General features: G+C 63.7%; 9 protein-coding genes. 3 read left to right on the forward strand and 6 right to left on the reverse strand.

Annotation, left to right across the window (positions count from 1 at the left end):
• Positions 1-23: 23 nt before the first annotated feature.
• Genes KPG71_RS08740 through KPG71_RS08755 form a run of 4 tightly spaced genes read right to left on the reverse strand, consistent with a single transcriptional unit; the run spans position 24 to position 3,530 of the window.
• Entirely contained in the window at positions 24-1,166 is a 1,143-nt protein-coding gene (locus KPG71_RS08740; protein ID WP_216337706.1) for a saccharopine dehydrogenase family protein, read from the reverse strand.
• Between the two features lie 3 nt (positions 1,167-1,169).
• On the reverse strand, positions 1,170-2,225 hold the full coding sequence (locus KPG71_RS08745; protein WP_216337707.1) for a saccharopine dehydrogenase: 1,056 nt from the start codon (positions 2,223-2,225) through the stop codon (positions 1,170-1,172).
• Positions 2,226-2,243: 18 nt separating this feature from the next.
• The gene (locus KPG71_RS08750) at positions 2,244-2,861 is read right to left on the reverse strand and encodes a glutathione S-transferase family protein (protein WP_216337708.1); all 618 of its coding nucleotides are present in this window, start codon (positions 2,859-2,861) and stop codon (positions 2,244-2,246) included.
• Positions 2,862-2,879: 18 nt separating this feature from the next.
• Positions 2,880-3,530 (reverse strand): histidine phosphatase family protein, encoded by a 651-nt coding sequence (locus tag KPG71_RS08755; protein ID WP_216337709.1) that lies wholly within the window; start codon positions 3,528-3,530, stop codon positions 2,880-2,882.
• Positions 3,531-3,749: 219 nt separating this feature from the next.
• On the opposite strand from KPG71_RS08755, the gene fdhF reads away from it, so the two are divergent.
• Positions 3,750-6,530 (forward strand): formate dehydrogenase subunit alpha, encoded by a 2,781-nt coding sequence (fdhF, locus tag KPG71_RS08760; protein WP_216337710.1) that lies wholly within the window; start codon positions 3,750-3,752, stop codon positions 6,528-6,530.
• 27 nt (positions 6,531-6,557) lie between these two features.
• On the opposite strand, the gene KPG71_RS08765 is transcribed toward fdhF, so the two are convergent.
• Both KPG71_RS08765 and KPG71_RS08770 read right to left on the reverse strand, forming a co-directional pair.
• Entirely contained in the window at positions 6,558-7,259 is a 702-nt protein-coding gene (locus KPG71_RS08765) for a response regulator transcription factor (RefSeq protein ID WP_216337711.1), read from the reverse strand.
• The gene (locus KPG71_RS08770; protein ID WP_216337712.1) at positions 7,256-9,160 is read right to left on the reverse strand and encodes a PAS-domain containing protein; all 1,905 of its coding nucleotides are present in this window, start codon (positions 9,158-9,160) and stop codon (positions 7,256-7,258) included. The genes KPG71_RS08765 and KPG71_RS08770 overlap by 4 nt, the downstream gene beginning before the upstream one ends.
• A gap of 201 nt (positions 9,161-9,361) precedes the next feature.
• Between KPG71_RS08770 and KPG71_RS08775 the strand changes: the two genes are divergently transcribed.
• A complete protein-coding gene (locus KPG71_RS08775) occupies positions 9,362-11,338 on the forward strand; it encodes an AMP-binding protein (protein ID WP_216337713.1) in 1,977 nt (658 codons plus the stop codon).
• Positions 11,339-11,413: 75 nt separating this feature from the next.
• Positions 11,414-12,232, forward strand: coding sequence for an ABC transporter ATP-binding protein (locus KPG71_RS08780; RefSeq protein WP_216337714.1), 819 nt, complete (start codon positions 11,414-11,416; stop codon positions 12,230-12,232).
• Position 12,233: the final 1 nt, after the last annotated feature.

The raw sequence follows: 12,233 nt of genomic DNA on the forward strand, positions 1-12,233 counted from the left end.
ATGCCCGCCCCCCGGTTTCTGATTCAGTCCAGGTGATCGACCACTTGCAGGTGCTGCGCCAGCTTGTCGACTTCGCCCAGGAACCGTTCGACCAGTTTCGGGTCGTGCGGGGCGGGGTGGACACCGGCGGGGATCTCGCGGTTCAGCACCGCTTCGACGGCCAGCGAAACGGGGATCGACACCAGCCGCGCCATGGCGGTGCCGCGTTCGTCGCCCCATGCGTCCATCACGTAGGTCTTGTGCCAGACGGGTTCGCCATTGTGTTCGGCCTTGAGCGACACGCACAGCACCACGCGATCCGGCTCGCCCTCGTCATAGGCGTTTTCGTCCCAGAACTGATCGGACATTTCCTTGAGCCGCGCATCGCCGGACTCGCCTTCCAGCGTTTCGATCTCGCGGAAGATGTCGGACCATGCGTCGGCCCAGCCGTTCAGGCGCAGGGTGCCCCGGACGAATTGCTTGATCCTCCATGAGGAATCAAAGCGGTAATCCTCGATGAAGGGCACGGAATCGCGGTTGGGGTAGACCTCGAAGGTTTCGGGCGTGGGCAGCGGGGCGCTGTAGCTTGAAATAGCGTCCCACGGGCGCGCGACGTTGAGTTCCGAGTAATCCCGTACCGAGCGCGAGGGCGAGCGCAGCGCCTTGAGCACGCCAAGGGGCGACCAGCTGAATTTATAGCGGAACGGGTTGGGGTGCTTGGGAATGCCGCCGCAATAGGAGATGAAGCTGATGTCATTGGCCGGGCTGAACGCGTCCGAGGCGCGGTAATCGGCCACAAGGTAATGCGCCATCAGGTGGTCGATCCCCGGATCGAGCCCCACCTCGTTCACGCAGGTCACGCCGGCATTGCGGGCCTTGTCGTCAAGCGCGCGCATTCCGGGCGCGATGTAGGAGGAGGAGACGAAATTCGCCCCTGCCTCGATGCACATTTCGGCCAGTGGAACGTGCCAGTCACCGGGCAGCATGGAGACCACCACATCGCCCTCGGCCACCTTGGATTTGAGCGTGTCGAAATCGAAGGCGTGGATATTGTCCGTCAGGTCGCCGACGGCGTCTTGTGCCTTGTCGGTCGTCCGGTTCCAGACGGCGACGTCATGGCCCGCCTCGATCAGGCGGCGCAGGCCGGGGATGGCCGACAGGCCGGTTCCGCACCAGTGGATTGTCATTGTTCAGACCTCCTTGATGTTGTCGTTGAATACCGTTTTTGCGCGCGCCCATACGCCGCCGTCCAGATCGTCCAGCGTCAGCAGCGACGGAAGCAACTGGCCCGCGTAATCCTGCGAGGATTCCAGCGGCAGGAGCGAGGGCAGGTTGTCGATCGCCATCACGTCGAGCGGCGGCGCGTCATGCACGCGGGTGGCGGGGGCGTCCCATGTGGTGGCCTGCGTATAGACCGGCACGGGGTTGTAATCGCTGTCGGGATCGCAGGCCACGTCGCCGATCACCGACAGGGCGCGATCCGCCGTCAGCGCCGATTGCGGCACGAATACCGGCGTGCCGGGGCGGGCGAAGATACAGTTGAGAAATATGTCGTGTTGCAGGATTTCCGGGAACGGCCCCCCATTGGCAGTTTCGGCCATGTCCCAACGGGTGGTCTGCACGTCCATCGCCTCGCACAGATCCGCCGCGCCGGTGCCGACACGGCCAAGCGCGCCGATCACGATGGCACTGGGGCGGGGTTTGCCGGTGGCATCCAGACGCCCGGCCAGGTCCGCCAGCAGGGCCTCCTTGTTCGGATAGGCCGAGACCGGCGGGCAGGTGCCGCCCTGTTGTTGCGCGGCCCATGTCATCAGGCTGACAGCGGCGCCCGCATAGCCCGCCCAATAGCCGAAGGCGGCGACGCGGCGGCCCTGTTCATCGACCAGGTATTCCAGATCGTAGAGCGTGCCGCCCCCGGCCTTGAACCGCTCCAGCAGGCGGCGGCCCGAATGCTGGCCCTTGAAGGCATGGCCGAACATGATGTGACGATTCGGCAGCGGCGTGCCGTCATCGGGCAGCTCCTTGAGCCCGAAGACGATCGCATCGCGCGGCGCGTCGGGCCATGCGTTTTCCGGCGCGATGGAGCAGCCCGCAGCGCGATAGCCGTCGATGGGGATGATGCGCGTGCGGCTGTCCTCGACCGTTACCTCGATGCCCCTGGCGATCAGTTGTGCCGCCCCGTCGGGTGTCAGGCCGGTGCGGTCTTCGTTGGGGCGTTGTTCGGCTCGGACCCAGAGATGTGTCATGTGGTTTCCTTTCAGCCCTCAGCGCATGAAGCCCTTGGCGCGCACGGCGGCCGCGGCGGGGCGTTGGGCCATCATGTCGAAATGGGCGGCGAGTTTCGGATAGTCGGCGATGGCCACGTTGTCGCCCTCCAGCCAGGTGCAGACGGCGAACAGGTAGGGATCGGCCACGCTCAGCGCCGGGCCCATGACAAAGGGGGACAGTGGCCAGTTGTCCTCGATGAAGCGGCAGCAGGCGGCCATGTTTTCGCTGACCTTGGCGGTCATGTCGTCGAACGAGGCTTGCTGTGTGGCCCAACGGCTGCCGCGATGTTTGTGCGCGTGGTTCACATGCACGGTGCTGGCCAGGTAATGCAGGGCGCTGCGCATTTGCGCGGCCTGCCAGGGATCGGCGGGCACAAGCCCGCGCTCCGGTGCAAGGCTGGCGACATATTCCAGGACCGCGCCGGTTTCCGTCAGGATGCCCTGATCGGTCACAAGGGCGGGCACGCGGCCCTTGGGGTTGAGGGCCAGGTATTCGGGCTTGGTTTGCTCGCCCCGGGGGAAATCCAGTTGGACGGGCTCATAGTCAAGCCCCGCTTCTTCCAGGGCATAGGCCGAGGCCAGTGCGATAGTGCCGGGTGAGAAAAAGAGCTTCATGATGGGCCTTTCCAGATGTCAGACAAAGGTGCGGGCATGGGCCCGGTCGGGGATATCCAGATGCGGCGTGGCGTTGAACGCGCCCAGCATCAGCGTGTCATGGACATATTCCAGCCGGTGAACCGAGCTGTTCATGATTTGCAGCATGATCTTGGCCATGCCGCCGTTTTCCAGCCCCAGCGTATGACGCAGGGCCATGCCGATCACCCCGCCCGAGGTAACGATCAGCGTGCGCCCCGGTGCATTGCAGGCCTCGTCCAGCGCCTCGGCGATGCGCGTGGCGAAGGCTTCGAAGCGTTCGGGGATACCCTCCAGCCGGTCACGCGCCCAGTGGTCGATGACTTGCGGCAGATGGGTGGCGAATTCGGTGGCGTCGCGCGGGGCCGGGATGCCGTGCTGATCCTCTAGTGCCTGCGCCAGCGCGAAATAGCTCAACTCGTTCAGGCGTTCGTCCTGCGCGGTGATCTCGTACCCCATTTCACGGGCGGTATCGGCCTGCCGGGTCAGGGTGCCGGTCAGGACACGGTCGAAATGCGGGTTGGTATCGCGCAGATGCGCGCCCAGCCAGCCCGCCTGCTGGCGGCCCAGATCGGACAGGCGGTCATATCCCGCCTCGTCATTGGCCTGGGCATTGGCCTGCCCGTGCCGCACAAGTATGATTTCGGCCACGTTTCAAGTCGTCCTGCTGTTCGCTTGTCGGCGGCACGTTAGCGCCGTGCGAGCCGGGGTGAAAGATGCGTGAGCGGAAAATATTCTTCGCTGCGCAGCGTAGCCGATAGGAAACCCATCCGCCCCGGTGCGCCGCAAAATTGCGGGGAGGTGTCGGGATTGTGAGACTCTGAAAATTCATGACATGGTTTATCATGCGCAAGCTCAAGGAGGCGCGCCATGTCCGATACCATCAAGTTCACGCTGAACGGCAAGGAAATCGAGGCCGAAAAAGGCCAGACGATCTGGGAGGTGGCCAATGGCGGCGGGCTGAAGATTCCGCACCTGTGCCACAAGCCCGCGCCGGGCTATCGCCCCGATGGCAACTGTCGTGCCTGCATGGTCGAGGTCGAAGGCGAGCGTACGCTTGTCGCCTCGTGCATCCGCGAGGTGCAGGAGGGCATGATCGTCAAGACAGACAGCGACCGCGCCAAAGCATCGCGCAAGATGGTGATGGAGCTGCTGCTGGCCGATCAGCCGCAGCACGATCAGGCGCATGACAAATCCAGCCAGCTTTGGGACATGGCCGAACTGAACGGCGTGAGCACAAGCCGTTTTCCCGCGATGGAAAGGGATCGCATCCCGCTGCTGGATGACAGCCATGTGGCGATGCGCGTCAATCTCGATGCCTGCATTCAGTGCAACCTGTGTGTTCGGGCCTGCCGCGAAGTGCAGGTCAATGACGTGATCGGCATGGGCGGGCGCGGGCATGACAGCTTTCCGGTGTTCGATTTCGCCGACCCGATGGGCGCCAGCACCTGCGTGGCCTGTGGCGAATGCGTGCAGGCCTGCCCGACCGGCGCCCTGATGCCCGCCACCGTGCTGGACGAGGCGCAGGTGGGCGACAGCGCCGATTACGATGAAGAGGTCCAGAGCGTCTGCCCGTTCTGTGGCGTGGGTTGTCAGGTCAGCCTCAAGGTCAAGGACGGCAAGGTGAAATATGTCGAGGGCATCAATGGCCCCGCGAACGAAGGGCGCCTGTGCGTCAAGGGGCGCTTCGGGTTCGACTATATCCACCACGATCACCGCCTGACCAAACCGCTGATCCGCCGCGATGACGCGCCCGCCAAGGGGCTGAACGTCGATCCCGGCAACTGGCAGAAGGTCTTCCGCGAGGCCGACTGGGACGAGGCGATGGATTTCGCCGCCGGGGGGCTGAAGCGCCTGAAGGACGATCATGGCGGGGCCTCGGTGGCCGGGTTCGGCAGCGCCAAATGCACCAACGAAGAGGCGTATCTGTTCCAGAAACTGATCCGTCAGGGATTTGGCCATAACAATGTCGATCACTGCACGCGGCTGTGCCATGCGTCATCCGTGGCGGCGCTGATGGAAAACGTCGGCTCGGGCGCGGTGACGGCCACCTTCAACGAGATCGAGAATGCCGACGTGGCGATCGTGATCGGCTGCAATCCGATCGAGAACCACCCCGTCGCCGCCACCTATTTCAAGCAGTTCACCAAGCGCGGTGGCAAGCTGATCGTGATGGACCCGCGCGGTGTGGGCCTGCGCCGCTTTGCCACCCATATGTTGCAGTTCAAGCCCGGCGCGGATGTGTCGATGCTGAACGCGATCATGAATGTGATCGTCGAAGAGGGGCTCTACGATCAGCAATATATCGAAGCCTTCACCGAGAACTGGGAGGCCGAGAAAGAACATCTGGCGCAATTCCCGCCCGAGAAGATGCAGGAGCTCTGTGGCATCCCCGCCGAAACCCTGCGGCAGGTGGCGCGAGATTTCGCCACGGCTCAGGCCGGGATGATCTTCTGGGGCATGGGCGTCAGCCAGCATATCCACGGCACCGACAATTCGCGCTGCCTGATTTCGCTGGCCCTGATGTGCGGCCATGTGGGCCGCCCCGGCGCCGGCCTGCACCCGCTGCGCGGCCAGAACAACGTGCAGGGGGCCTCGGATGCGGGGCTGATCCCGATGTTCCTGCCCGATTACCAAAGCGTGACCGACGACGGTGTGCGCCGCGCCTTTACCGAGGTCTGGGAATCGGGCGATTTCTCGGACCAGAAGGGCCTGACCGTGACCGAGATCATGGATGCCGTTCATGCCGATCAGATCAGGGGCATGTATATCCTGGGCGAAAACCCGGCCATGTCCGACCCGGATGTCGAACACGCCCGCGATGCGCTGGCCAAGCTGGACCACCTGGTTGTGCAGGACATCTTCATCACTGAAACGGCGAACTATGCCGACGTGATCCTGCCCGCCTCGGCGTTCTACGAGAAATCCGGCACCGTGACGAACACCAACCGTCAGGTCCAGATGGGCCGCCCAGCCGTCACCCCTCCGGGCGAGGCGCGCGAGGATTGGGCGATCACGGTCGAACTGGCCAATCGTCTGGGGCTGCAATGGTCCTATGACAGCCCGGCAGACGTGTTCGCCGAGATGAAACAGAACATGAAGTCGCTGAACAACATCTCATGGGCGCGGCTGGAACGCGAGAATGCGGTCACTTATCCCTGCAACGATCCCCAAGGCCCGGGCGAGGCGGTGGTGTTCGGCGATGGCTTCCCGCGCCCCGAAGGCCGCGCACGGTTCACTCCGGCCAGTGTGATCCCGCCCGACGACCTGCCCGATGCCGACTACCCGATGGTCCTGACCACGGGGCGTCAGCTCGAGCATTGGCACACCGGCTCGATGACGCGGCGCGCCAGCGTGCTGGACGCGGTCGAGCCCGAGGCGAACTGTTCGCTTCACCCCTCGACCCTGCGCAAACTGGGCGTCGAGCCGGGCGGCATGGTGCGCCTGACCACCAAGCGCGGCTCGGTCGAAGTGATGGCGCGCGCCGACCGCGCCGTGGCGCCGGACATGGTGTTCCTGCCCTTTGCCTATGTCGAAGCGGCAGCCAACATCCTGACCAACCCCGCGCTCGACCCCTATGGCAAGATTCCCGAGTTCAAATACTCGGCCGTGCGGGTCGAGGCCGCAGAGGAACAGTTGGCCGCGCAATAATCAGCGGCTGGCAGCGCCCCCGGACCGTCAGCCCCAGCTGACGTCGCCAAGGAATATATACCCTGCGCCGTAGATCGTTTTGATCAGGCGCGGGTTCTTGGGATCTTCGCGCAGTTTGGTGCGCAGGCGCGAGATGCGGACATCCATCGCCCGATCGAAACTGTCGCCCGCCGCCCCGCCAAGGGCTTCTTGCATGGCCTGTCGCGAGATCAGCCGCTTGGGGCGTTCGAGAAACAGGCGCAGCACTTCGCCCTCGGCGTGGGAGAAGGGCGTTTCCAGCCCTGACTCGTCCTCCAGAACATAGCGGTGGAAATGGGCAATCCAGCCGTTGAACCGTGCCGTATCCGAACTCTGCGGCGCTGCCGTGTCGCGGCGCAGGCGGGCGCGCACGCGGGCGACCACCTCGGCGGGCTCGAAGGGTTTGATGATATAATCGTCCGCTCCCAGTTCCAGCCCGGTCACCTTGTCCTGCACTTCGGCCCGGCCCGAGATGATGATCACCGTCGCGCCCTGTTCCAGGGCCAGCCGGTGCACCAGCGTCAGCCCGTCGCGGTCGGGCAGCGACAGATCGACAAGGCAGATGTCGGGCCGGGTGGTGCGCAGCGCGGCTTCGAACTCGGTCGCGCGGCCAAAGGCCATGGTGCGAAATCCCGCCTCTTCCAGCGCGTCCGACAGCATGGTGCGGATGGCTGGCTCGTCGTCGAGGATGGTGACAAGGGGTGCGGTCATGGTTGGGAATCCGATTTGAGGAACGCGTCGAGCTGCGCGGCGGTGAAGGGTTTGCGCAGCACCGGCGCGCAGGCTTTCGCGGCTTGGTGCAGCGCCGCGCCGGGCGGCAGAGACGTCATCAGGAAGGCCGGGCAATGATCTTCGGGCAGGGCTTCGATGAGGTCCAGGCCGGTCTTGCCGCCTTCAAGTGAGATGTCCGACAGCAGCGCCGAAATCTGCGGCACTTCCGTGATCAGCGCCAGCGCCTCGTCGGCGGTGGCGGCTTCGATCACCGTATGGCCCAGATCCCGCAGCATGTCGCGCACCGTATCGCGCAAATCGGGGCTGTCCTCGACCAGAAGGATCATGCCGGGCGTATCGGCCGCATCGGCGGGCCGCAGCGGCAGGCGCAGCGAAACCCGCCCGCCGGTATCGGTGTTGGACAATTGCACGCGCCCACCGGCCAGCTTGGTCATGTCATAGACCATCGACAGCCCCAGCCCCGACCCTTCGCCGCCCTTGGTGGTAAAGAACGGGTCCAGCGCATGGGCCAGTGCATACTCGGAAAATCCGGGGCCGGTATCGGTCACGACGAATTCCAGCCACGTATCCTGCACGCAGGCCGCCGTCAGGGCGATCCGGCCTGTCTCGCCACAGGCATCGCGGGCGTTCAGAACGAGATTCAGCAGCGAATCCTGCAACATGCCGGGGTCCAGAAGGAACGCGCGCCCGGCGGCCAGATTGTTGACGGCAAAGCTGACGCCATCCGGCAGGGTCGAGCGGGCCAGTGTTTCGAGATCGCCCAGAAAGGCCGACAGGTCGGTGGGGGCGGGCATGTGCTCGCGCGGGCCGGTCATGTCGGCGATCCGGTTCAGCAACCCGCCGCCGCGCCGGGCCGCCGCCAGGGTGGCGGTGATCAACTCGCTCGCCTGTGGCCCCAGATCCATCCGCTGCAATTTCGATTGCATCCCGAGGATGATGGTCAGCAGGTTCGAGAAATCATGCGCCAGCCCGCTGGTCAGTTGCGCGGCCATCTCGCGCCGGCGGGTCTGTTGCAGCGCCGACCGGGTCTGCGCCTCTTCGGTGATGTCCATCGACAAAACATAGGTGCCGCCCTGCGTATCGTCGGGGGTCAGGGCCACCCGGATACGGCGCGAACTGGGCTCGTGCGTGAACTCGAACACCGAGGCCTCGCCGTGGAACGCCCGTTCGAGATAGGGGCGGATCGCGGCATAGGGTTGCGGCGCCAGCGCCTCGCTCAGGTGCAGGCCGATGATCTCGGATTGCGAGCCGGGCATCACCGTGCTGAGGCGACGGTTGGAATAGGTATAGCACCCGTCAGGCCCGACATGGGCGATATGGGCGGGCATCATTTCGGTCGTCAGCCGCGTGCGCGCCTCCGAGGCGGTCAACTGGCGCTTGGCCTCTTCCAGGGCGGTGATCGTGGCCGACAACTCGCGGTTGGTGGCGGCGAGTTCCTCGGAGTAGCTGAGCAATTGATCCGACAGTTCCTCGGATCGCGTGCGCAGCAGCAATTCCTGCCGCTTGGTGCGGGTGATGTCGGTATAGACCGTGACCCACCCCCCTTCGGGCAGGGGGGTGCCCTCGACGCTGATGGTCCGGCCATTGGCGCGGCGGCGTTCCATGTAGTGCGGTTCGAAGGCACGGGCCTGTTCGACACGGATGCGCACGAATTCATCCAGGTTGTCCACCTCGCCGTAGTCGCCCCGCTCGGCCAGAAACCCGATCGTGTCGGCAAAGGACGCACCGGGCGTCACAAGCCAGTCCGGCAGATCGAACATCTCCTGAAAGCGCTGGTTGCACACGGCCAGTTGCAGGTCGGCGTCGTAAATCGACAGGGCCTGCTGAATCAGGTTCAGGCCCGCCATCGTCATGGCGTTGGTTTGGCTGCGTGTGGGCATCGTCGGGGTGTCCTTTTGTCCATGGCTAGCACCGGACGGGGCGGGCGCAAAGCCTGTTTGGCGGCCTGTTACAATTCGTAAGGTTTGCGAAATGTTCAGGAAAAAGTTGACCGTGAGGCTCAAACCAGCACCTTTGATGGCAGGAGGAATCGCCGTCACAAGGCGATCTGTTCGCAAGGCGAACATTTGGGAGGATAAAACTTGGCACAGTCGTCACAGGCGGCGGAGGGGCTATGCTCTGTTCCGGCGCTTCTTCAGCGGAACGCCAAAGAGCTCGCCGGCAGGCCCGCTTACCGCGAAAAGGAATTCGGCATCTGGCAATGCTGGACCTGGGCGGAGGCCGAAAAGGAAATCGAAGCTCTGGCGCTTGGCCTGATCAATCTGGGAGTGAACGAGGGCGATTTCATCGCCGTCATCGGACGCAACCGGCCCTATTTCTATTGGTCGATGGTGGCCGCGCAATCGGTAGGGGCCATTCCGGTGCCCCTGTATCAGGACGCCGCCGCCGACGAGATGGCCTATGTGCTGGATCATTGCGGCGCCCGCTTTGCCGTGGTCGAGGACCAGGAGCAGGTCGACAAGGTGATCGAGATTCAGGATCAGCTCCAACAGTTCGAGCACATGATCTATGTCGATCCGCGCGGCATGCGGAAATACGATCATCACAAGCTGCACACCTTTGCCAGCATCCAGGAGCAGGGCCGCGCCGCCTATTGGGAGTTCATCGAGGACCTCAAGGCGCGCCGCGAAAAGCTGGATTACGATAGCATCTGCGTGATGCTCTACACCTCGGGCACCACCGGCAAGCCCAAGGGCGTGGTGCTGTCCAACCGCAATATCATCGAGGCGTCACGCTCGTCCGCCGAGTTCGACAACCTGACGAAAAACGAAGAGGTTCTGGCCTACCTGCCGATGGCATGGGTGGGGGATTTCATCTTTTCGATAGGGCAGGCCTATTGGTGTGGGTTCTGCGTGAACTGCCCGGAATCCCCCGACACGATGCAGACCGACCTGCGCGAGATCGGGCCGACCTATTATTTCGCCCCACCGCGCGTGTTCGAGACCCAGCTGACCAACGTGATGATCCGCATGGAGGATGCGGGCCGCTTCAAGAAATGGCTGTTCGACGTGTTCATGGAGCATGCCCGCAAGGTCGGACCGGCCATTCTGGACGGCAAGCCGGTCGGCGGCTGGGATCGTCTGAAATACGCGTTGGGCAACCTGTTCATCTATGGCCCGCTCAAGGACACGCTGGGTTTCGGCCGGGTGCGCGTGGGCTATACGGCGGGTGAGGCGATCGGGCCGGAAATCTTCGAGTTCTACCGCTCTTTGGGGATCAACCTGAAACAGCTTTACGGTCAGACCGAGGCCTCGGTGTTCATCACCCTGCAACCCGATGGCGAGGTGCGCAACGATACGGTCGGCATCGCCGCGCCCGGTGTCGAGATCAGGATCGACGAGTCGGGCGAGGTGTTCTATCGCAGCCCCGGCACGTTCGAATATTATTACAAGAACGAGGAAAGCACCAAGAGCACCAAGGACGCCGAAGGCTGGGTCGCCACCGGCGATGCGGGCTTCTTCGAGGAAGGCTCGGGGCATCTGCGGATCATCGACCGCGCCAAGGACGTGGGCAAGATGGCCGACGGCAAGATGTTCGCGCCCAAATACGTCGAGAACAAGCTCAAGTTCTATCCCAACATCCTCGAAGCCGTGGTGTTCGGCAATCAGCGCAACGCCTGTACGGCCTTCATCAATATCGACCTGACGGCGGTGGGCAACTGGGCCGAGCGCAACAATATCGGCTATGCGTCCTATCAGGAACTGGCGGGCCATCCCAAGGTTCTGGAGATGATCCAGGGCCATGTGGAAGAGGTGAACCGGTCCCTCGCCGACGATCCGATGTTGTCGCATTGCCAGGTGCATCGCTTCCTCGTGCTGCACAAGGAACTGGATGCCGACGACGGCGAAATGACCCGCACGCGCAAGGTGCGCCGCGGCGTGATCGCCGAGAAGTTCGAGGATCTCCTTGGCGCGCTGTACGACGGGTCCGGGGAAATCTTCACCACCACCGAAGTTACCTACGAAGACGGGCGCAAGGGGTCGATCAGCGCGACGCTGGAAATCCGCGATGCCGCGGTGGTGCCGGTGAATGGCGACACGAAGGTCGCTGCGGAATGATGGCCCGGCACGCGACGCCGGTTGCCGCGAGCGGCGCCATCGCCCCGCAGACCACCTATGAGAAAGGGTTGAGCCATGCTTGACACGTCACAGGGCTATACCACCGAAGATGGCCGCAAGATCGGCGGTGTGGTGATGGAAATGAAACACATCACGCTGCGCTTTGGCGGTGTGGTCGCCATTCAGGACATCAGTTTCGATATCCGCGAGGGCGAGATCCGCGCGATCATCGGCCCAAACGGTGCGGGCAAGTCCAGTATGCTCAACGTCATCTCGGGGTTCTACAACCCGCAAGAGGGCGAGGTCTGGTACAAGGGCGCATTGCGCCCGCCGATGAAGCCCTATCAGGTGGCCCGGCAGGGCATTGCCCGGACCTTCCAGAACATCGCGCTCTTCGAGGGCATGACCGTGCTGGACAACGTCATGACGGGCCGCATCCGCCAGATGGACGCCGGTCTGATGGCGCAGGCGATCTGGAAGGGCAAGGCCGAGCGCGAAGAAGTGGAAAACCGCGAAGCCGTAGAAAAGATCATCGACTTCCTGGAAATCCAGCACATCCGCAAAACGCCCGTGGGGCGGTTGCCTTACGGTCTGAAAAAGCGGGTCGAACTTGCCCGCGCGCTGGCCGCCGAGCCGTCGATCCTGCTGCTGGACGAACCGATGGCGGGCATGAACGTCGAAGAAAAAGAGGACATGAGCCGCTTCATCCTCGACGTGAACGACGAATTCGGCACCACCATCGCCCTGATCGAACACGACATGGGCGTGGTGATGGACCTGAGCGACCGGGTGGTCGTGATGGATTACGGCAAGAAGATCGGTGACGGCACACCCGACGAGGTGCGCAGCAATCAGGACGTGATCGACGCCTATCTGGGGGTGGCCCATGACTGAT

It is taken from the genome of Roseovarius sp. PS-C2, from assembly GCF_018862045.1.
Lineage (GTDB): Bacteria > Pseudomonadota > Alphaproteobacteria > Rhodobacterales > Rhodobacteraceae > Roseovarius.